The organism is Desulfosarcina ovata subsp. ovata (assembly GCF_009689005.1).
GTDB classification, from domain to species: Bacteria; Desulfobacterota; Desulfobacteria; order Desulfobacterales; family Desulfosarcinaceae; genus Desulfosarcina; species Desulfosarcina ovata.
Genome location: NZ_AP021879.1, coordinates 4,751,674 through 4,774,358 on the forward strand (window position 1 = coordinate 4,751,674; position 22,685 = coordinate 4,774,358).

The 22,685-nt window shown below is 58.7% G+C and carries 17 protein-coding genes; 12 read left to right on the forward strand and 5 right to left on the reverse strand.

The features are described from left to right. Positions 1-15 precede the first annotated feature (15 nt). The 6 genes from GN112_RS21015 (at position 16) to bamA (ending at position 9,352) form a co-directional block, all read left to right on the forward strand. Positions 16-465, forward strand: coding sequence for a MaoC family dehydratase (locus GN112_RS21015; RefSeq protein ID WP_155312010.1), 450 nt, complete (start codon positions 16-18; stop codon positions 463-465). A 210-nt stretch (positions 466-675) separates the two neighbouring features. Continuing rightward, a complete protein-coding gene (locus GN112_RS21020) occupies positions 676-924 on the forward strand; it encodes a type II toxin-antitoxin system CcdA family antitoxin (RefSeq protein ID WP_155312011.1) in 249 nt (82 codons plus the stop codon). After that, positions 924-1,238, forward strand: coding sequence for a CcdB family protein (locus GN112_RS21025; protein ID WP_155312012.1), 315 nt, complete (start codon positions 924-926; stop codon positions 1,236-1,238). Before GN112_RS21020 ends, GN112_RS21025 begins: the two co-directional genes overlap by 1 nt. A gap of 77 nt (positions 1,239-1,315) precedes the next feature. Further along, entirely contained in the window at positions 1,316-2,293 is a 978-nt protein-coding gene (locus GN112_RS21030; RefSeq protein WP_155312013.1) for an NAD(P)H-dependent flavin oxidoreductase, read from the forward strand. Between the two features lie 322 nt (positions 2,294-2,615). After that, the gene (locus GN112_RS21035; protein WP_162459054.1) at positions 2,616-6,518 is read left to right on the forward strand and encodes a translocation/assembly module TamB domain-containing protein; all 3,903 of its coding nucleotides are present in this window, start codon (positions 2,616-2,618) and stop codon (positions 6,516-6,518) included. An 8-nt stretch (positions 6,519-6,526) separates the two neighbouring features. Then, the gene (gene bamA / locus GN112_RS21040; protein WP_162459055.1) at positions 6,527-9,352 is read left to right on the forward strand and encodes an outer membrane protein assembly factor BamA; all 2,826 of its coding nucleotides are present in this window, start codon (positions 6,527-6,529) and stop codon (positions 9,350-9,352) included. A gap of 4 nt (positions 9,353-9,356) precedes the next feature. On the opposite strand, the gene GN112_RS21045 is transcribed toward bamA, so the two are convergent. The 4 genes from GN112_RS21045 to GN112_RS21060 form a co-directional block, all read right to left on the reverse strand. Beyond that, a complete protein-coding gene (locus GN112_RS21045) occupies positions 9,357-10,382 on the reverse strand; it encodes an ATP-binding cassette domain-containing protein (protein ID WP_155312016.1) in 1,026 nt (341 codons plus the stop codon). Between the two features lie 86 nt (positions 10,383-10,468). Beyond that, positions 10,469-11,155, reverse strand: coding sequence for an ABC transporter permease (locus GN112_RS21050; RefSeq protein ID WP_155312017.1), 687 nt, complete (start codon positions 11,153-11,155; stop codon positions 10,469-10,471). Between the two features lie 121 nt (positions 11,156-11,276). Next, positions 11,277-12,101: an ABC transporter substrate-binding protein gene (locus GN112_RS21055; protein WP_155312018.1), complete on the reverse strand. Its 825-nt coding sequence runs from the start codon at positions 12,099-12,101 to the stop codon at positions 11,277-11,279. 59 nt (positions 12,102-12,160) lie between these two features. Further along, positions 12,161-13,099 carry a substrate-binding domain-containing protein gene (locus GN112_RS21060; RefSeq protein ID WP_155312019.1) on the reverse strand — a complete coding sequence of 313 codons (939 nt, stop codon included), beginning with the start codon at positions 13,097-13,099 and terminating at the stop codon, positions 12,161-12,163. A gap of 274 nt (positions 13,100-13,373) precedes the next feature. Here GN112_RS21060 and GN112_RS21065 point away from each other — a divergent pair, with 274 nt between their 5' ends. The 6 genes from GN112_RS21065 (at position 13,374) to GN112_RS21090 (ending at position 20,658) form a co-directional block, all read left to right on the forward strand. Beyond that, entirely contained in the window at positions 13,374-14,618 is a 1,245-nt protein-coding gene (locus tag GN112_RS21065) for an HD domain-containing phosphohydrolase (RefSeq protein ID WP_155312020.1), read from the forward strand. A gap of 14 nt (positions 14,619-14,632) precedes the next feature. Further along, positions 14,633-15,544 carry a proline dehydrogenase family protein gene (locus GN112_RS21070; protein WP_155312021.1) on the forward strand — a complete coding sequence of 304 codons (912 nt, stop codon included), beginning with the start codon at positions 14,633-14,635 and terminating at the stop codon, positions 15,542-15,544. Between the two features lie 47 nt (positions 15,545-15,591). Then, complete coding sequence (locus GN112_RS21075; protein ID WP_155312022.1) at positions 15,592-17,310, forward strand: ABC-ATPase domain-containing protein; 1,719 nt, start codon at positions 15,592-15,594, stop codon at positions 17,308-17,310. A 55-nt stretch (positions 17,311-17,365) separates the two neighbouring features. Further along, positions 17,366-18,208, forward strand: coding sequence for a DNA ligase (locus GN112_RS21080; RefSeq protein WP_155312023.1), 843 nt, complete (start codon positions 17,366-17,368; stop codon positions 18,206-18,208). Positions 18,209-18,279: 71 nt separating this feature from the next. Further along, on the forward strand, positions 18,280-20,028 hold the full coding sequence (locus tag GN112_RS21085; protein WP_155312024.1) for an adenine deaminase C-terminal domain-containing protein: 1,749 nt from the start codon (positions 18,280-18,282) through the stop codon (positions 20,026-20,028). Between the two features lie 27 nt (positions 20,029-20,055). Further along, positions 20,056-20,658: a PNPOx family protein gene (locus GN112_RS21090; RefSeq protein ID WP_155312025.1), complete on the forward strand. Its 603-nt coding sequence runs from the start codon at positions 20,056-20,058 to the stop codon at positions 20,656-20,658. Between the two features lie 21 nt (positions 20,659-20,679). On the opposite strand, the gene GN112_RS21095 is transcribed toward GN112_RS21090, so the two are convergent. Continuing rightward, the gene (locus tag GN112_RS21095; RefSeq protein ID WP_155312026.1) at positions 20,680-22,551 is read right to left on the reverse strand and encodes a bifunctional acetyl-CoA hydrolase/transferase family protein/GNAT family N-acetyltransferase; all 1,872 of its coding nucleotides are present in this window, start codon (positions 22,549-22,551) and stop codon (positions 20,680-20,682) included. Positions 22,552-22,685: the final 134 nt, after the last annotated feature.

Sequence of the window (22,685 nt, forward strand, 5' to 3'; positions counted from 1 at the left end):
GGAAGAAAGGGATAGATGAGCACACAAGTTATTTATTTCGACGATTTCAAGCCGGGCCAGACCTACGCGACGGCTCGCCGGACGGTCAGCGAAGCGGATCATGTGAACTTCACCACCAGTTTCGGATTTTTCGAACCGCTTTTCATGGACCGTGATTTTGTGAAAACCAGCACCCCTTACGAAAAGCCCATCGTTCCGGGCACGCTGACCTTTTCCGTGGCCGAAGGATTGACCATCCTGTCCGGTCTGCTGCACTCCGGTATGGCCTTTCTCGGAGTGGAGCTGGATGTTCTCAAGCCGGTTTTTATCGGTGATACCCTGACGGTGAGCATTGAAGTGGCGGATACCCGTGAGACGAAAAAACCGGACCGGGGGATTGTTACTTTCCGGCACCGGGTGATAAATCAGTCAGGTGTCGAGGTCATGGTATATACCGTTAAGCGGATGATGCGCCGAAAAGTCTGATTGTCCTTTTTTCATCATGGAATGCGGATAAATCATATGATGTTAGAATGGGAACCCATCCCCGATCAGGTGAAACGCAGGGGCGCTCTTACGCAGAGCGTTGGAGCGAGGCGTATAATTGATCCAAATGTAGTCGACCGAGCCTATAAACATTGACTATGCGCATTTTTTCATATATTTTATGCGTATAAAATGTATTTGGAGGCTTATATGGAAAAGGTTCTCTATAATCCCAAAGCTGGAAAAAAGGCCACGAATGTAAGCATCAACAGCGATTTATTAAAGCAGGCCAAAGCGCTTAAGATCAATTTGTCAAAAACACTTGAGGATCGCTTGGCTGAATTATTGATTGAGGAAAAGCGAAAGGCCTGGAAAGCGGAAAATAAAGACGCCATTGAAGCCTACAATCGCCGAATCAAAGAAAAGGGAGTCTTCAGCGATGGCTTGAGGCGCTTCTGATGGCGCAGTTCGATGTATATGAGAATCCAAATGCGGAAACGAATCAGACTGTGCCTTACCTTCTTGACATACAGTCAGATCTTCTCGACAATCTTGCCACCCGCGTGGTCGTCCCCCTCGTCGATGCGGGAATTGCCGGTAAACCCATTTTGCACCTTACCCCTCGATTCCATGTCGAGAATACCCGGGTGGTGATGTCAACGGCAGAACTGGCTGGCATTTCGACGGGCGCCTTGGGAAAAAAAATCGGTTCGTTGAAAGATCAACGCGATAAAATCATTGCCGCGGTCGATTTCCTGATTACTGGTTTCTAAATGCTTCCGTTTCATAAAAGGATGCTGAAACCTTAACAGCCATTACCGACCACGTGAAAATGGAGGAGAACGGCAAGATGAAGACACGAATTACCGAACTGTTCGGCATCCGACATCCGATCATTCAAGGTGGTATGCACTATGTCGGATTCGCGGAATTGGCTTCGGCCGTATCCAATGCGGGCGGTCTTGGCATCATTACCGGTTTGACCCAGAAGACGCCCCAGGACCTGGCCGGGGAAATCCAGCGTTGCAGGAAAATGACCGATAAGCCATTCGGCGTCAACCTGACCTTTCTTCCGACCATCCAGGCACCGGATTACCCCGGCTATATCAACGCCATCATTGACGGCGGCGTCAAGATTGTGGAAACCGCCGGCCGCAATCCCCAGCCGTACATGCCCATTTTACAAGAGGCAGGGGTGAAGATCATCCATAAATGTACTTCCGTGCGCCATGCCCTGAAAGCGGAGAAAATCGGGTGTGATGCCGTGTCGGTAGACGGCTTCGAGTGCGGTGGCCATCCAGGAGAAGATGATATCCCCAACATGATCTTGCTGCCGCGGGCTGCCGAAGAATTAACCATCCCGTTTGTTGCCTCCGGTGGTATGGCGGATGCGCGCAGCCTCGTCGCTTCGCTTGCCCTGGGCGCGGATGGCATCAATATGGGCACGCGGTTCATTGCCACTCAGGAGGCGCCGGTGCATGAGAAAGTGAAACAGGCCATTTTGTCAGCTACAGAGCTGGATACGCGCCTGGTTCTGCGTCCGCTTCGGAACACGGAACGGGTTCTCGCCAACACGGCCGCCGAGCGTCTCTTGGAGAAAGAGAAGTCACTCGGCAGCAGTATCAAGATTGAAGATGTCATCGAAGAGGTGGCCGGGGTTTATCCAAAGGTCATGATGGATGGCGAAATTCATTCCGGGGTGTGGTCCTGTGGTATGGTGGCCGGTCTTATTCATGACATTCCGACCTGCGGGCAACTCATCGATCGGATCATGGCTGACGCCGAATCGATTGTTCGGGAACGCCTGGAGGGCATGCTGGCTCCATAACGGATGATATGTGGGCTCCGCCTCGGCAAAGGATGCCATGTCTTCCTATGGCGGCGGTGCTGAATTCGATTTGAGTCTTCATGTTCTATTTATCAGATTCAATAAAACCTTGTTCGGTAATCCGCAGGTTCTACATTGCTTTAATCCGTTTAACTGTATTCCGTCCTCGTCGTTCTTCTGCGGTTCGAAAAAGCTCGTGGGGAGAGCTGGCGGTACTCGCCGACGAATCATGCCAGCTCGGCGGGCGTGGCATCAAGCCGCTATCACGGAATCCCGCTTTAGGGATTGTTCTTTTTCGCCGAAGGCGGTATTTTTCACGCCCATGCGCCCCCTGAAAAAATCATTGCTGCTGATCGTGATCGCCCTGATGGTCGCCCTTCCAATGCTCATTTCGGGTGGGTACCTATGGATCAATTCCAAGCTGGGGCGCGATTGGCTGCAAGCACGCATCAACACGGGCATTCCCGGCAGTATTACCATAGGAACGCAGCGCCTGCGGATCCTCACGCTGGGGGTGGACCTGGACGATGTGACCCTTCGCGATCCCCAAGGGCACGCCCTGGCCGGATTCACCCATCTTGCCGTTCGTCTCGCCTGGCACCCGCTGTTGCAACGTGAACTCCGCGTGCAAAGCCTGTTGCTCCAAACCCCCTGGGCCAAGCTGGTCCAGGATCCGGAAACCGGCTTGAGCCTGATCCGCGCCCTGGTACAGCCGGATGAAAAAATTGCCGCGACCGAAGAAAACGACCAAGGCGCACTGCCGTTCAACATCACCTGCCAATCCCTGAAACTTACCGATGGCTGCCTGGTCTTCGATGCGCCGGGAGACGATGTCCATCTGACGGCCGAGGGCATGACCCTATCGGCCAGCGGCGATCTCATGCACCGGCAGGCCCTGCTTGATCTTCAGGTCCAACGGCTGGAAACCACCGGCACCGGCATTCATCCCCAACCGACCCGAATCCGGCTGAACGCTCGTCTGGACGGTGACCGGCTGGAAATTCCTATCCTTCAATTCGCCATCGGCCAGACCACCTTGGACCTTCAGGCGGCTATCGACCAACTGGTGGCCGACCCGGTGGTGAACGGCCAAGTGAGACTCCAAAGCGAATTTGCCGAACTGAAGGACGTTTTGAACCTGGACGGTCCCTATGCCGGCCGGTTGACCGGCAGGCTCGACCTGAACGGCCGGCTGAGCGACCCTGCTGCGCACCTGGTCCTTGCACTGGACACCGGCCAAGTGGCCGGCCACCCCTTGGATCGCGCCGAGTTCGCCGTCGTCCTCAAGGACCGTCTGGCCACCATCGGACCGGCAGCCTGGCAACTGGCCGGCGGGGCGGTGCGCCTGGACGGCACGGTCGACCTGCGGAACGCCTTTCCCGCCGGGTTTCTGACGTCGGCGCCGGATGTGGATGCGATTGCCTACAACCTGAGCCTGACCCAGACGGCGCCCGATCTGAATCCCTGGATGGCGTTGGCATCCACCATCCAGGGCCAATTGGAAAGTCGCCTAACCCTTGCCGGCAGCGGCGTGCGGCCCGAGGCGTGCTCGGCCCGCCTGACCCTGAACGCAAGGGGCCAAAACCTGCTGACCACCGGCATGGACCAGCCGATCGACGCCAGCGTGGACCTGGAGGCCCAACTGGACGAGGGCAAACTGACGCTGACCCGCCTGGATGCCACCAGCGACGATGTCTCCATCACCGGCAACGCCCGCTTTGAGATGGACAACCAGGCGATTGCCGGCGAGCTTCGGGTCCAGGCCTGGAATCTGTCGCGACCCCTGGCCGTTGTCGGGCAGCCGTCGGTCCGGGGCGCCGGCAACGCGGCCATCACCGTTGGCGGTGATCTGCACCAGCCCCAGTTCTCAATCGATCTTGCGGCCACGGGCCTTAACGTGGACGGTTACCCCCTCGGCGACCTGGCCATCGACGCTAAGATGGCCGCCGACGGCATTCTGAACCTGCGTCGCCTGGATGTTAAAAACCGGGCGTCCCGGATATGGGGCAGCGGCCGCACGCGCCTGATCCCGGGTGCCGGCAGGATCGATCCTGAATTCGACAACCGGCTGGAACTCACCATCGACAAGGCCGCCATCAGCGATTTCATGCCGGACCCGCCGCTCGACGGGCAATGGGATGCACGACTGAAGGTCAGTGGCCCATTGAAATCCCTGAAGGCGGCACTCCGTCTGGACGGCACGGGTATCGATATCGCCGGGCAGCCGATTGAATCAGTGAACCTCGACGCCCGATTCGAAAATCAGCGGATCTGGCTGAATCGGCTGGCGGCCACCCTGGCACCGGGCGAAACGATGGTTGCCGACGGATCGGTGGGGCTGGACAAAAGTCTCGATCTTCGTCTGATGACCGACGGCATCGCCCTGAAAAGCATCCAGGCGCTTCAAGGGCGCCTGCCCGCCCAAGGCCTGCTGCGACTTGGCCTCAGGGCCCGGGGCAGTCTCGACGATCCGGATATCGACGGTCAACTGACCGCATCGGCCATCCGGATCAATGAGGAGCCCATGGCGGATATCGATCTGAGCGTCAGTCTGAATGACCACGAGGCCCGGGTGAAAGGCCATCTCAATTTTGGCGTGGATGCGGTTTACGACCTGCAGCATGGGGATTTCAAAGGCGCGCTGATCTTCGATAAAACCGAAACCGCCGCCTACTTCCGGGCCTTCGGCAGGCCCGAGGCCAGCGGCACGCTCACCGGCCGAATCGAGGCTTCGGGAAATATCCATGCGATCGATGAAGCCGACACTCTGGCGGAACTGAGCGACCTGCAACTCTTCTTCAACAATACACCGCTGATCCAATCCGACCGACTGGCCCTGAAACTGGCCGGCCGGCAGCTGACCATTCCCGAATCGGAACTGTCCCTGCTCTCCACAGGCCGTTTGCGCGTCAAGGGCGATGCCCGAATGGACGGCGACCTCGATCTATCCATCGCCGGCCGGATTCCCATCGCCGCCATCGCAGTGATCAGGGAGGACCTGGCCGACGCCACGGGACAGTTGGTGCTGGACGGCCGGATCGAAGGATCGGTAACCCAGCCCCGCATCGATGCCCGAGTCGAACTGGACCGCATCGCCATGACCATCCCCGGGCTCGACCAGCGCCTGCACGACCTTGGCGGCCGAATCCTTATCGGCACAAACACCGTCCGGTTCGAGGATGTCAGCGGTTTTCTGGATACGGGCACGTTCCGGCTGACCGGCAGAATCACGCATGACTCATTCACCCCCACCAACCTTGATCTCACTCTGGCTGCCCGAGCCTTGCCGGTGGCGGTTCCCGACACCTTGAGCGTGCTGCTCAACAGCGACATCCGCATCACCGGAAGCAACCGGCAGGCCACGGCCCAGGGCGAAATCGTTCTGGTGGAGGGGAGTTACTACAAAGACGTCAAGATCAACTTGCTGCAGATGGCCGTCACCCGTCAACGGTCCGTGTCACCGGCATCCCGCCCTATTCAGGTTCCCTATTTTGACAAGGTCAACCTGGATATCGGAGTTTCCCATCGGCAGCCCTTTCAGGTGGAGAACAACCTGGCCGATCTGGAAATCAGTCCGGACCTGACCATCGGAGGCACCCTGGCCCTACCCATCGTCAGTGGCAGGGCAGAGGTTACCAGCGGCACGGTCAATTTCCAACGGCGGACGTTTACGGTCAACAAGGGTGTCATCGATTTCGTCAACCCCTATAAAACCGATGCGGAAATCGATATCGAAAGCGAAACCACCATCCGGGACTGGACCATCACCCTGGCGCTCCAGGGCACACCGGACAACCTGAAGCTTGAACTGTCGTCTGTGCCGTCGGAGACCAATTCGGATATTCTTTCGCTGATCCTTTTCGGCCGAACCGCCAGTGAACTGACCGCCGGCGAGGGCGGCAACCAGCGGTCCAGCAGCCAGATCATGGCCGAGATGCTTGCCGACACCTTTGGCGAGGATATCAAGAAAGCGACCGGCGTCGACATCCTGGAGGTGGAAACCGACAGCAGTGAAGATGATGACGCCGCCGATGTCAAAGTCACGGTGGGAAAACACCTCTCGAACCGAATAACCGTTAAATATGCCGTTGAAAGCAGCGACGGTGAACTCCTCCAGCGGGCCATTACCGAATACAAGCTGCTGGAGAACATTCTGGTCAGCGGATTTCAAGATTCCAAGGGGGTTTATGGAACAGAACTCTCTTTCCGGATCGAATTCAGATGAGCCGTCCCTTGATATCATATCCGAAAAATGCCGGGTGGATTTTTTACGTCCTGGTCCTGTGGATGGGGTTTTGCGGAAACAGCGGAAGCCTTGCCGCCGAGCCGACCCATTCTCCGAACGCGCCGTTCACGTCAGACGATGCGACTTCGGTGATAGACGACATCCAGGTGATCATCAACGATCGTCCCCACAGGCAGGCGACCTACGCCCAAATGGCCCGACGCCTGATCCGCCAGAAGCCCGGTGCCACGATTACCGATGCGGGTATCCGGGCCTCCGTCGAGGCCCTTACCCTAAGCCGCCGTTTTTCTGCCATCCATGTGGATACGAGCGACTCCCATCAGGGCCAAACGCTGGTGTTTACCCTGACACCGTATCACTACATAAAAGATATCCGCATCCGTGGCAATCCCCCCCTGTTCGACCAGGATGTGCTCAATGCGATGACCCTCTATCCCGGCGATCCGTATGCCCGCGATCAGTTGGCCGCCCAGGCTGTGGCCATCGGCAACCGTTATAAAAGAGAAGGCTACATCGATCCCCAGGTATCCATCGAGGCCATCGGGCAAGATGAAGACGAAAAAGAGACACTGGTTGTCAACATCCGGAAAGGGCCCGCGTACCAACTGGGATCACTCCGGTTTGACGGACGCCGGGCCATATCGGAATTCACGCTCAAACGGCACATGCACGTCTGGCGAGTCACCCTGCTTCCCGGTGGCAGCCGGTTCAGCTCGTATCATCTCAAACAGGACGCCGATGCGCTGTTGGCCCTCTACCGCAAAAAAGGGTTCGTCGATGCAACGCTTTCTTATGAAACCCGCATGGCCGACGACAGCCGCCATGTGGATGTTACCGTCACGATTAACGAAGGAAAACGCACCCACGTCAGCATGGTGGGCAACCACCGATTCTGGAACCTGACCCTGAAAAAGGATATCGTTCTTTTCCGTGACGGCAACCGCAACAATATTGGCGTGCGCAGGAGCATCCGAAACATGAAGCGCCGCTACCGGGATGCGGGGTTTCTTGATGCCCGCATCAAGGCCGAGATCCTTCCGTCTGCCGATGCGCCGGAAAGCCGTCAACACATCCGCTTTACCATCCAGGAAGGACCGGAAACCCTCGTTGAATCGTTGGATGTCAGCGGGAACCAGGCACTGGCCACCAAGGAGATTAAAAAAGCGGTGCTCACCCGTCCACCCGGCCTGCTTCACGATGGGGCGTTCGTCCCCGAGACCCTGGAGGAAGACGTTTTCTCAGTCACCACCCTCTATATGCAAAACGGCTTTCAAAATCGTCAGGTGAGTCCCCAATTGGCTTATAATGCCGACAAAAGCCGGGTGGCTGTGGAACTGGCCGTGAACGAAGGCCCCCGGACGATGGTCCGTACGATTGCCATCAATGGTCTGAAGGGAACCGGACTCTCAACCGGTGACGCCCAAAAAGTACTGGTCCACCGGGTCGGCGCCCCGTTTCGCCAGCCGGCCCTGCAGGCGGAAAAGGAGGCCATCGCCAGCCTGGTTGCCGAAAAGGGCTACCCCCACGCCACGGTCGATGCCCAGGTCGCCTTCAGTGAAGACCGCAGCCGGGCCGACATCGTGCACCGCATCACACCAGGGCCTAAGGTCTTTCTGGGAGAGATCTTCATTGCCGGCAACCTTCGTACCGATGAAGGCGTAATTCGCCGGGAACTGGGCGCGCAACCGGGAGATCCGCTGGCCTTGCGCACCCTCTACGACGGCCAGCGTCGATTGAGGGATCTGGATATTTTTCAGAGCGTCAACTATCGCACCCTTGGTCTGAAGGAGCGGGACGAGATGGTCAATCTGTTCGTGGATATCCGGGAAAAGGCGCCCTATTACACCGAATTCGGGGTGGGGTACGAATCGGACAGCGGTCTCTATGGCCGGGCCTCCGGTGGCGACCGCAATTTTTTGGGAATCAACAAGGCCCTGTCGGCCAGTGGAGAAATCAGCCAAACCGGCTATCGGGTGGAGACCCGCCTGACCGATCCCCGCTTTCTGGGAACCCGCACGACAGCCAGCCTCGGCATCTACAATGAGGAAGAGACGGAGTTCAACCAGACCTTCGGCACCCGAACCACCGGCGGCTCCCTGGCCTTCAGCCGGAGCTGGGGCGCGCACCTGCTGTCGGCGTTGAATTTCAGCCTGGAGCGCCGCGACCAGTTCAACGTGGAAGACCGCGTCACCGACGAGGCCAATGAAAGTACCCGAACCGATTTCGTCATCACCCCATCCCTGCGCTACGACACCCGGGATTCCTTCGTGCGCCCCAGAAAAGGCGTCTTCTCATCGTTCAGTGTCGACATTTCCAAAGGCATCGACGAAGATGCGGACAATTTCGTGCGCTACCAGATTGACAACCGCATCTACCGGACCCCTTTCGAAGGCATCACCGTCGCTGGCTTGGTGCGGATCGGCCAGGTCATCGCCTATGGCGAGAATGGTGACGTGCCGGACGACCAGCTCTTTTTTCTGGGCGGAATCCAGGATGTGCGTGGCTATGGGGAAAACCTGCTGCGTATCGACGAGGAGGGCGATCCCGTGGGCGGCAAAACTGCCATGGTGGGCAGCCTGGAGGTGCGCGTCGACCTGGGGATGAATCTGGAACTCACCACCTTCTTTGATATCGGCAGTGTCCAGAACGCACTCGTGGAGGCGGGATCGGACAGCTTCCGTTCATCTGTCGGCCTCGGCTTGCGCTACATCACCCCCATCGGTCCCATGGGCCTGCTCTACGGCCATAAACTGAACCGGGAAGAGGGTGAAGCCGATGGGTATTGGCATATCTCCATTGGCTACAGTTTCTGATTCGTCAGGGCTGCCAGCGAATTCGCTCGGGCCGGTAAGCCAGGGTCACCGGCCATCCGTGGTGGAGGGTCATGGCGGCCAGGTGAGCCTCCTCAACCCGCACCACCAGGGTAAAGGCACCCACCCGGACGTCGGCAAACAGAAAACCGCTGTGCCGCTCAAGGGAGAGACGGGTCACCGTGCCCCGGATCGAGGCCTCGCTGGCGGCGGGGTATTCGTCTTTTGTGAGGATCCGGAAGACCGCCGGCTCGATAAAGGCGATGGCGTCCGCATGGGGTGGTTTGGATACCGCCATCCGGGTTTCGTTGCCGAGTCGCTTATACCAGGTCCCACCATCGCCGGGTTCCCACGGGCCGAAAAGCGTGTTGATTCTGCCGGTCCCGGTCAACCGCCCCTTAAACAGTTGCGCCACCTCGTCACACACATCGTAAAGCCACTCCCGATCATGGCTGGCGATCACCAGGGTGGTTCCCCACTCGCGTCGGGCATTCAGGGACGCGGACCGGATCAGTTCACTGGAAGCGGCATCCACACTGGCGGTGGGTTCGTCAAGAAGCAACACGAGCGGTTTCAGCACCAGCCGCGCGGCCAGCGCCACCCGCTGGGCTTCGCCGCCGGACAGTTCACTCCACTGGCGATGGGCAAACACCTCGGGATCCAGCCCGACCAGGGTCATGGCGTCATGGACAACCGCCGTGCAATCGCCACACTGCCCCCGGACCCGCAACCCGTAAACGATGTTGTTGAAGACCGTCCGCTTCATCAGGTAGGGTTCCTGGGTCAAAAGGGTGACCTGAAAGCGTACCGCATCATCGAAAGGGGCGGCCGGTGAACCGTTGAACAGAATCTGCCCCTCATCCGGTCGAGCGGTGAAGGCCAATAATTTGAGCAGGGTACTCTTGCCGCTGCCATTGGGTCCGGCAAGCCCCATGATGGAGGCCGGTTGAATCTCCAGCCGGTCGATCGTCAGCACCGGTCGGCCATGGTAGCGCTGGATCAGGTTCTCAATCCGGTAAATGGGTTGGGTCAAAGCAGGGTGCTCCGGGCAGGCATCCGCAGGCAACGGATGCGCGGTTTGCGTTTACGGTCCGGCCAGGTGGCCGTGACCCTGAGAATCTATTTCTTCCTTAAAAAAGAGAGCGACACATTCACCACAAAGGCGATGGCAATCAACACCAGCCCCAATGCGATACCGGTGGCAAACATCCCCTTGCCCGTCTCCAGGGCAATGGCGGTGGTGATGGTACGGGTGTGCCATTTGATGTTCCCGCCCACCATCATGGAGATGCCCACCTCGGTCATTACCCGGCCGTAAGCCGCCAAACCGGCGGCCAGCAAACCAAAACGAACTTCCCACAAACTGCTGATCAGCAACTGCCGCCGGCTGGCCCCCAGCGAGATCAGCAGGATGCGCAAGTGACGGTCCATGCTCTCCACCGCCGTGGCGCTCAGGGCGGTAACAACGGGCAGGGCCAGAATGGTCTGGCCGATGCCGATGCCGGGAAGGGTGAACAAAAGCCCCATTCCCCCCAGGGGGCCGCGTTGGGAAATAAACGCATAGACCAGCAGCCCGATGAACACCGTGGGCAGGGCCAGGGCCGTGTCCACCAGCAGCCGGGCCTGGCGCCGGGCCGGGAAATCGAAGTAGCCCAGGATGAATCCAAGGGGGATTCCCAGCAGGAGGCTGGTCAGCATGGACCCGGTGGAGACCTTCAGCGTTGCCGAGACGGCCGACCACGTCTGGGCATCGCCACCGAAGAGCAGGCGGATCGCTTCGATAAAACCGGCAAGAATGAAATCCATGGAAATGTTTCAAAGATTGAAAAAGGGGGCCAGGGCCCCCTTTTGATGGTTATTTTCCTGCCTATCGGCTTATTATGGCCGGCAGGAACGATTTCTGGAATTCTTCGGCATCAATATCCATCTATTTCGCGTTGGGGACGAAAAGGGGCTTGCCGAGCAACTTGAAATCACGGATCAGCTTTTGGCCTTGGGCACCGGCGATCCAATCCGAAAAGGCGGTAGCCAGGTCATATTTGGCATTTTGGCAATGCGCCGGGTTGACGGCCAGGACGCTGTACTGGTTGAGCAGGATGGCATCCCCCTCGACGAGCACCTTCAGCGGCGGGTTGCCCTTCATGGTGTCGGCGTATTTGATGTAGGTTCCGCGATCGGTCATGGTGTAGCCATTCCGCTCGTTGGCGATATTGATGGTGGCCAGCATCCCCTGGCCGGTCTGCACGTACCAGCTCTCTTTTTCAGGAAGATCGCCGCCGGCACTTTTCCACAGGGAAATCTCCTTTTTATTGGTACCGGAGTTGTCGCCACGACTGGCAAAAACCGCTCCTTTGGCACGCACGGAGGCAAGCGCATCAACCACGCTCTTGCCCCTGATCCCGGCCGGGTCGCTCGCAGGGCCAATAATCACGAAATCGTTGTACATGATCTCCCGGCGGTCGATCAGCGCCCCTTTGTCCACATATTCCTTTTCCGCCGCCGGTGCATGCACCATGAGCACATCCACATCACAGTTTTCACCATGCTTGAGGGCCTTGCCGGTACCCACGGCGGTCCACTTCCATTCGATTCCCGTGGCTTTGGTGAAATGGGGCCTCAGGTAATCAAGCAGACCGGTGTTGTCCGTGCTGGTGGTGGTGGCCATCATCAACACCTTGTCGGCAGCCATTACCGGAAGGGCCACCATCAGACTCAGTGCCAGGATTATACAAACCGTTGTCAGTTTTTTCATTTTCCTATGCATCCTCTCTTTATTTTTTGTTAATTGGGGGTGGGAAAATCAAAAAATCGTCATGACGTCTCTTCGGTTTCCGCGGGTTCCAGTTCGTGGGGAAAAATCATTTTACCGCTTTTGGAAACATCGTAACCGGCCATCCCTTCGGCAGCCTCGATAAAGGCCTTTTCGTGCAGTAGGCTGAGAAAATACTGGATTCCCTGATCGAAAAAACGCTCCCGGGTGACCAGAAGATCATAGCGTTCCTGACGCAGGGGCAGAAAATCAAGCCCCAGCAGCGACGCCACCGGACGGATGCCCGGCCCTGCATCGGCCCGGCCGCTCAGGATTTCCAGGCCGACGTCCATATGCCGGTTGACCTCATGGTCGTAACCGCTGATCCGCTCACCGGCAAGACCCACGTTTTTGAGTTCACGATCAAAAAGGAGGCGGGTTCCCGTGGCCAGGGAACGGTTCACGATGCGCAGGCCGGATTTTCCAAGGTCGCTAACCTCACTAATATGATGAGGATTTCCTTTTTGCAACAGAATTCCCTGATCCCGCTTGCAAAAATTGACCACAACGGGCATACGCTCAAATTGACGCTGCAGGAAATCAAAATTGTACTCGTTCCCGTTCTCCTGAAGCAGATGACTGGTGGCCAGGTGGCACAAATTGCGGCGCAAGGCATTGAGTCCCCCCACGGAGCCCAGGTTGCCGAACACGGCCATGTGCCCCGGATGCCGGCTGTTGAAAATGGACAGTGTTTTCTCCAGTAAAATATCGTTGCTTCCGGCAATGACCAGCAAGCCGTCATAGGGGGGCAACATTCGCTCGCTCTGGGGATAGTTCACCGTATTGGTCTCCACCCACTGTTCAACCAGATGGCGGGGAAAAATCCACTTGCCCGTCACTTTGGATGCGGGCAGCCCCTTCTCCGAAATCAGGGTGTAGACCATCTTCTCATTGATACCCAAAAACTTGGCCACCTCTTTGGTAGATAACATTTGTGTCATGGTTTTTCTCTCCACAATAATGAATCATTGTGCCTGCAGGATGGTTGGTAATCAGTAGGCATTTTGGGACGGTTTGTCAAATTCGGCACAATGCTTATAATATTTTTTAAAAAAACAAACCCATATTAACAGAAACAGACAGCCTTGCAATCTATCCTCATATGCCTATAGAGGAAAACCGGGACAGCCTCCAAGCCGCTTTTTTAAGTTGACGGGCCCGCTTCCGGCTGTATAGGATAATCGCCACACGTATCTTTCCAGGAGCATCGCCGCCATGCTTAGCGAAAAGCAGAAACTGGATACCCTGATGGTATTGGGAATCGAGCTGAACCGGATCCATGATCTGGACATTCTCCTGGAACGGGTGCTGACGCGGGCACGCCAGTTCGTCAACGCCGATGCCGGATCGATCTATATCCGCGAAGGCGACCACCTCAACTTTGCCCATTCCCAGAACGACACCTTGCAGAGCAAACTGGCTGCGGGAGAAAAACTGATCTATTCGACCTTTTCCGTGCCGATCAATCCGGACAGCATTGCCGGATATGCCGCATCCACCAGAAAAATGCTTAGCATCCCGGATGTTTACAGGCTGTCACCAGAGAAGCAGTATCGGTTCAGCCGGCAATTCGATGAAGCGTCCGGGTATGTGACCCGCGCCATGCTGACCATCCCGCTGATGACTTCAAAAAAGGATGTGCTGGGCATCCTGCAGATGATCAACCCCCAGGACCGGGAAAAACGTATCCGCAAATTCAGCGAGAGTGACGAAAAAGTCATGCTCCACTTTGCCGGCATCGCTGCCGTTGCGCTGGAACGTGCCCAGATGACCCGGGCCATGATCCTGCGCATGATCCGTATGGCGGAGATGCGCGACCCCATGGAAACCGGGGCCCATGTCAACCGCGTGGCCGACTTTTCCCTTGAAATTTACGAGCACTGGGCCAAACGTCACCAGATACCGCAAAAAGAGATCGACAAAACCCGCGACGTGCTGCGCATGGCCGCCATGCTCCATGATGTGGGTAAGGTGGCCACCTCCGATCTGATCCTGAAAAAGCCGTCCCAGTTGAGCCACGAAGAGTTCGAGATCATGAAGCAACACACCATCCAGGGCGCCCGGCTCTTTTCCAACCTGCAGTCCGACTACGACGAGGCCGCCGCCGTGATTGCGCTGAACCATCACGAAAAGTGGGATGGAAGTGGTTATCCCGGCCATGTGGATCCGGCCACGGGCGCGCCGCTGCCCGGTCACGAAAGCAAAGACGGCATGCCGCTGCCCGGCAAAAAAGGTGAAGAGATCCCCATCTTTGGCAGAATCGTGGCCATCGCGGATGTTTACGATGCGCTCAGCTCAAAGCGCTGCTACAAAGCCCCCTGGGATGAAGCCAACAGTATCGAGACCATCAGTCAGGGCGCCGGTTCCCATTTCGACCCCGAACTGGTGGAAATCTTTCTCAACCGATTCGCCTTTATCCGTGCCATCCAGGACCGCTATGCGGGAGCCGATAACAAATAGAGGAAATCCTTTTTATGTTCAACCGGTTCATTGCCGCCACCCTGCCGCTGATGCCCCAACGCGTGGTCTGGCTTTTTTCGCGCAGCTATATCGCCGGCGACAACCTCGAAGCGGCCATGGCCGCCTGCCGGGCACTGAATGCCCTTGGTGCGAAAACCACCATCGACATTCTGGGTGAATTTATCCAGGATATCCAGGCGGCCGAAAAAAACCGTGACGAATACCTGGCCCTGATCGATACGGCCCAGCAAAGTGGCATCGACGGCAACTACTCGGTCAAACCGACCATGTTCGGCCTGTTGATCGATGCCGAGGCGTGTTACCGCCACATCCACGACATCGTGGCCAAGGCGGCCGGTTACGGTAACTTCATCCGCATCGACATGGAGGATTCCGCCTGCGTCGACCGCGAGATCGACCTCTTCCGGCGTCTGCATGCGGAATATCCCTGCCATGTGGGACTGGCGGTGCAGGCCTACCTGCGCCGGTCGCGGGCCGATCTGGACAGCCTGGTGGATCTGCATACCCCGGCGACCCCGCTCAACCTCCGGCTGTGCAAAGGGATTTATGCCGAGCCGTGGCGGGTGGCCTTCCAGCGTCACGACGAGATCAACGACCACTTTTTGGAAGATCTGGAATTCATGTTTCAAAACGGCATTTATCCGGGCATTGCCACCCATGACCGCGACCTGATCGATGGCGCCCACTCGCTGATCGACACTTACCAGGTGCCAACCGACCGATACGAGTTTCAGATGCTGTACGGGGTCACGCCGGAACTGCGGCGCACCATTATCGAAGCCGGGCACACCATGCGCGTTTACGTGCCCTATGGCCGCCACTGGTTCGGCTACGCCACCCGGCGGCTCAAGGAGAACCCGAAGCTGGTGAGCAGTATCGTCCATTCAATGCTGTTCAATCGCTGACCGCCCCCCCAACAGTCAAGCCATGAACGCCACCAAGGGGTAAAAAAATGTTGTCACGGTCAGAATTGAAACAAAAGCTGTCTGCCATCGATGGCCGGGATTACACCCATTACCAGGCCATCCGGGGCAGTTATGACTTTGACCTGTTCAAACTGGTCGTCCAGCAAATCCCCAAGGATCCCTTTGCTCCGCCCCACAGCGGCGTTTATCGAATCCAGCTGCACCGTGACGATCGGCGGGTCGTCAATCCGGATCTGCGTTCACGGGTGCAGACGATCGCCTTTGCCGATTTTCTGGCCAGGCGGTTTGCAACGGCCTGCCTGGGTATCGGCAAAGGCAGGCGCGGAACCGGCCGCAGCGGCATGATCACGATCGAGCCGCCCGGGCAGGCGATTCTGGCGCGCAACAGCGTGGTCGTCACCGATACGATGATCGAGGTACGCTGTTTTTTGGGACTTCCGGCCAACGGCCGGACGATCGATGCCGTCACAGCAAATGTCATGCTCCTGGATGAACTGCCGGTGATTGTCGACCAGGCCCTTCGCCGGGAAAATGTCGACGCCCGGGCATTGAACGAGCATATCGCCGTGGCTGAAGACGCCGAATCGCTTCGCGCGATGCTTGACCCGCTCGACCTGGTGGCTTTTGTTGGCGAAGGGGCCATCCTGCCCCGGGAAAGCGGAACCAGTGATCGGCCCGGGACCGATACGCCGTTGATCCCGTTCAGCGTTCCCGCCGCATTGCGCATTGACGTCGACCTGCACCATGCGGGAAAAGTCCGGGGCATGGGCATTCCCAAAGGCGTCACCCTGATCACCGGCGGAGGGTATCACGGCAAATCGACCCTGCTCGAAACCCTGGCCTTGGGGATCTATAACCATGTTCCGGGGGACGGCCGGCAGCAGTGCGTTTCCCTTGCCCAGACGGTCAAGGTCAGATCCCATTCGGGGCGATCCGTCGTCAAAACCGACATTTCCGGTTTTATCGACAACCTGCCCTTTGGCAAGGACACCACCGCGTTCAGCACCCGGAATGCCAGTGGCAGCACATCCCAGGCGGCCACGATCATCGAGGCCATCGAAGCCGGCGCCCGGGTCCTGCTGATGGATGAAGATACCTGCGCGACGAATTTTCTGATCCGCGACCGCAAGATGCAGCAGCTGGTCAACCGGCGCGATGAACCGATCACCGCGTTTATCGACCGGGTCCGGCAGCTCTACACGGAAAGGGGGATATCGACGGTGCTGGTGCTGGGCGGTGTGGGTGACTATTTCGATGTGGCCGACCATGTGATCCAGATGATCCATTACCGGCCCGAGGATGTGACCGCCCGCGCCCACCGGATTGCCGAATCGTTCCCGGTAAAACGAGCGGTTGAAAGCGGCCCGGCCTCGCTTGCCGTCCGTGCACGTGCTCCGCTGCCCGGCAGCATCGATCCGGTCAACGCATACGGAAAACAACGGATCCATGCCCAGGATGCGTACCGCCTGGTTTTCGGGGAGCAGCGGGTCGATCTCACCGACCTCGAGCAACTCGTGGAGGCTTCCCAGACCCATGCCATCGGATACGCCATGCAGTACGCAAAAAAATATATGGACGGCAGCCGCCCCCTGCGCGATGTGGTCCAGCGGGTCATCAAAGATATGGAGGCGGGGGGGCTGGATGTCGTCCGTGACCGCATTTGCGGCCATCTTGCCGGTTTCAGAGGGCTTGAACTGGCGTTCGCCTTGAACCGGCTGGGCGGTTTTGATGTCAATCAACTCTGACGATCTTTGCGATCAAAACGAGTGCTCACCCGCCAGGGCAACAGGAGAATCGCCCATGCCCATCGCTACCATTCGTTCGGTTATCGGGGCTTGGATCGTCCTCGTCTATTCCATCTGTACGGTCGCGGCCGATCCGCCGTCCCTTCAAAAGGCCAGCGGTTACACGGGCAGCCAAGCGGTTGCCGGATGGCTGATGAGCGAAAAACTCGACGGCATCCGCGGGTACTGGAACGGCGAACGACTGCTCACCCGTCAGAGCAAAACGATTCACGCGCCCGCATGGTTCACCCGGCCCTTTCCGCCTTTTGCCCTGGATGGCGAGCTGTGGCGCCGGAGAAACGATTTTGCCTTCGTGCAGAATACCGTCCTGGACCGGGTGCCCGCGGAAGGGTGGCGGGAGATCACCTACAACATTTTTGAAGCTCCTGCAGCGCCCGGCGACTTTCCTGCCCGGCTGGCAAAGGCCCGGGCGTGGTTTCAGACGCATCCCGCCCCGCACGTGCGCATCATCGAGCAGCAGGTCTGCCGGGGCCGGGAGCACCTGGACCGTTTCCTGGCAAGCGTCGAGGCCCTTGGCGGCGAAGGGGTGATCGTCAAGGACCCGGCGCCGGAATTCCACGCCGGCCGCAGCCCGTATGTGCTGAAGGTCAAGCGCTTCAGCGACATGGAAGGGACCGTGATCGCTCACAACCCCGGCAAAGGTCGGTTCAGCGGGATGCTGGGAAGCCTTGCCCTTCGGCTTGAAAGCGGCGTGGTTTTCAACCTGGGCAGCGGATTTACCCTGCGGCAACGGCAGCACCCGCCACCGGTGGGGGCCGTTGTCACTTTTAAATTTCAGGGCTTTACGCAAAACGGGATTCCCCGTTTCGCCTCGTTTCTGCGGGTGAGAAAAGATTGATCCATTCGGGAAACGGCCCCATGCGCCTTCGCGCCATCCACCCACTTCCGATGAAAAAGGAAACGCAACCCATGCCAACCGATCCAAAGCCGATGGATATCGCCCTCGGGCGCACCCCCGCCGACCTTGCCATTGTCGATGCCCGGCTGCTCAATGTCTACACTGGAGAAATCCTGGACCACCAGTCGGTATGCACCAGCGGCGGTTGGATTGCCTATGTGGGGCCGGATGCCGGACCGGCCATCGGCGATGGGACTCAGATCATCGATGCCGGGGGCGCCACCCTGATTCCCGGGCTGATCGATGGGCATGCCCATATCGCCTGGCTGTTCACCGCCGGCGAATTTCTCGAGTACGCGGCCCGGGGCGGGACCACCAGTATTGTCACCGAGACCCTGGAAGTCTATCCGGTGGCCGGTTTGCCCGGCGTACTGGATTTTCTGGCCTCTCTCAAGGACCAGCCGATCCGGTTCTTTGGCACCGCGCCGGCCATGGTCTCCGTCAGCCGGGCCGCCACGGGCATTGCCCCCGCCGATCTCGAGAAATTGCTGCAGCAGACGGAGATCGTCGGTCTGGGCGAAGCCTACTGGCAGGCGGTGATCCAGGACCCGGACGCCTATCTGCCGGCGTTTTCGCAAACCCTGGCCCATCGCAAGCTGCTGGAAGGGCATTCCGCCGGTGCCAGGGGCGACAAGCTGCAGGCCTATGCGGCCTGCGGGATCTCCTCATGCCACGAACCGATCAAGGCCGAGGAGGTGCTGGAGCGGCTTCGGTTGGGCCTTTATGTGATGGTGCGCGAGGGGAGCATCCGGCGCGATCTCGCCGATATTGCCGCCATCCGGGAGACGGGGGTTGACACCCGGCGCCTGATTCTGACCACCGACGGCATTTCCCCCGAAGACCTGATCGAGATGGGATATATGGAATACGTCGTTCAGAAGGCCATTGACTCCGGCTTCGATCCGGTCACCGCCGTGCAGATGGCGACCCTGAACGTGGCGGAACATTTTGGCCTGGATGACCGCATCGGCGGAATCGCCCCCGGCAAACTGGCCGACATGGTACTGATTCCCGACCCGGCGACCATCCGGGCGACCTGTGTGATCTGCAACGGCCGGGTTGTCTCCAGGGATGGCCATCTGGAGGTGACGCCCCGCAAACATAGTTTTTCCGTGGAGAGCCTGAACAGCATCCGGCTTCCCGAAGCCGTACGGCCGTCGGATTTTCACCTGCCCGTCGGAGCGGACACGGAGACCGCAACGGTTCGTGTCATCGAGATGGTGACGGATCTGGTTACCCGGGAAGTGACGATGACACTCCCGGCCACGGGCGGGGCGATCCACGCCGACCCGGACAACGATCTGGCCAAGATTGCGGCCATTGACCGGACCCATCGACCGGGCAAGCGTTTCATCGGTCTGATCAAGGGCTTGGGTCTGCGTTCGGGCGCCATGGCGTCCAGTGCCGCATGGGATACGTCTTGCATCATTGTCGTGGGTACCAGCGAAACCGATATGGCCCTGTGCGTCAACCGCATCCGGGAACTACAAGGCGGAACGGTGGTTTGTGATCGCGGCCGCGTGGTCGCCGAACTGCCCATGCCCGTTTTCGGAATTCTTTCCGAGCGCTCCATAGACGAGCTGATCGAGGCGCGCAAAACCATCAAACAGGCGTTGGCGGGACTCGGCGTTGCCTTGCCCGACCCCATGCTGACCCTGGTGACCCTGACCGGCGCGGCGATCCCCTACCTGCGCATTTGTGAAGAGGGGCTGGTCAACCTGAAAGATGGGCAGACGGTGGGCCTGTTTGGCGACCGATGAAATGAAAATCGCTGCGAGTTTACCCCAATGGCTCAAAAAAAAGACTCCCTGGATCACGTTCTCGTCTCCGTATGGGCAATGCTCGCGCGGGGCGCTACCCGCGTCACCGATCCGTTTAACCGGCCGGCCTTGGCCAGCGGAAATTCGTCGGGGTGCGGGGTAAGAACGGTCATCCTGCGCCAGGCCGACGAGGCGGGGCGGCGCCTGATCTGTTATGCGGACGTGCGCTCTCCCAAAATTGCCGAGATCGAGGCGTGCGGAAGCATCCAATGGCTGTTTTACCATCCCCGCAAAATGGTGCAGGTACGGGTCGCCGGGCCGGCCACGGTGCATACCGACGACGCCACGGCCGAGGCGCAGTGGAATCGGGTCAAGGGATTCAGCCGGCTTAGCTATTGCGCCGAACGCCCGCCCGGATCTGTGCTGGATCGGCCATCGTCGGGCTTGTCGGCGCGATTGCGCAACGATCTGCCCAGATTGATGCAGAGCAATGCCGGACGGAAGAATTTTGCCGTCATCCAAGGCCAAGTGGCCCTCATCGACTGGCTGAAGCTGCGTCCATCGGGAAATGTCCGCGCGCGATTCCAATGGGATGCCGACGGGCTGAAGGCCAGCTGGACTGTCCCCTGAGCATTGCGATAACATCAGCGTCTATATCTTTTCCTCCGGAACCAGGGAGATGGTCAACGCGTAGGCGCCCTCCTCCAGCCGGCTGCGCACCGGATAGTCCCCCTTTTCAAACACCTTGAGCATGGCCGGATTGGTGGCCAGCACGTCGGCGGTAATGGCCCGGGCACCGCGCTGGCGGGCCAGGCGGGCCAGCATGCGATAGAGATGGGTGGCGATTCCCAGCCTCTGAAAATTCTCGTCCACCACAAAGGCAACATCCACATGGGGTTTCGACCGGTGACGGGCGAAGCGCGCTTCGGCGATGATCCGCCCCTTGCCGGGCGGCCCCACCAGCCCCACCACCGAGAGGATATTCTGGTAATCCACATTGACATAGGTCTGCATCCGGGCATGGGGCATGGTTTTGATCGGTGCAAAGTATCGGTAGTAGATGGCCTTGTCCGAGAAACGGTAGAAAAGCCGCCGCATCTCCTCTTCATCGGAAGGTTTGATGGCACGGAAGCGGACCGTGGTACCGTTTGCAACGGTGTGCCGCTCCGATATTTCAGAGGGGTAAAGGTGGGCACTGCCTTCGAGAAAAATCTGGTCGGGGTAGATGATATGCCGGGCCTTGGCCCTCTCCACCAGCGCCGGCCGGTCTTCGGGATGGGCGATTTCGATCAATGCCTGGGCCCGCTCGCGCAAGGTTCTGGCCGATAGTGCGGCAATGCCGTATTCGGTGGCGATCATATCCACGGAATCGGGCAGGTTCATCTGATTGGGCATCGCCTCGATGGAAACGCGGATGTTGCTTTCCCCCTTAAGATTGCGGCTGGTTAGGGCGAAAATGGTGAATCCGCCGGGTGAGATTTCGGCACCATTGAAAAAATCCATGGCCTGGCCCGGCCCGGAGATGATGCTGCCTTTGCCGGTATGCATGGCAAGGCGCCCGGAAAGGTCCACCTTGCGGGCCGGGAAAATGGTCACAAAACGGGCGTTGCGACCAATTTCAAGGGGATTGAAGACCTTGTCGATACTCTGGAATTCGACAATCGGGTTGCAATCCAGCCATTGCATCAGCGCTTTCGAACCCATGGCGTAGCTGGCGACGGACTTGCCGCGAAAGGTGGCCTTGCGCCGGTTGGTGACGGCACCGCTGCGAATCAGCTCCATGACGGCGTCGGTGATAAACGGGGAGTGAATGCCCAGATGCTTCTTGTCCTTCAGATGGCGCGACAGAGCGTCATACAAAGGGCCGACGCTGAACCCGAGGCAACTGCCGTCTTCAATCACCGAGGCCACGTGGGCGGCCACCCGGTCGAAAATCGCTTCCACCGGCCGGACGGGGAACAGCGGCACGGCTTCGTCACTTTCCACCAGCAGGTCGAATTCATCCACATTGACGAAAGTATCGCCATAGGTTCGCGGAACGTTGGCATTGATCTCTCCGATGATCAGGGATGCCTGCCCCATGACCTGCCGGCCCGCATCCACGGCAATGCCCAGAGAGCAAAGACCGTTTTCATCGGGCGGGGAGATCTGGAGGATGGCGGCATCCACCGGCACCTGTCCGTTTTTTATCAGCCTGGGGATGGTCGAGAAGCGGCTGGGGATCAGGTCTACGTCCCCGGCGGTGATGGCCTCACTGGCCACCCAACCGGAGAAGAAGGTCTTCAGCCGGTATTTGCTGGAATGAAGCGCCTCCAGGGAAATGGCATCGCCGAAACTGAGCAGTTGCACCAGGGTGAGATCCTGCAGGTTGAACGCCTCGGACGCCATGAGCGCTCTGACCAAGGTACGGGGCTCGGCCATGCCGGTGCCCAGGAAGATATTCATGCCCGGTTCGATGCGGTCCAGGGCCTTTTGCGGGGTGACCGTTTCGGGTCGCCGGTTTTCAGCGGGTGTTGCGTGCATGGCGGTGTCCTGTGATGATATCGGTTGTGGCAGGGCCCGTTGACCATATTCATACTCCGGCCGTCGATGGTTCTATCCTTTCCGCACAAAAAAAACAATCGACGACAGCGGGGCTGGGTGTTATGAAAACGCCC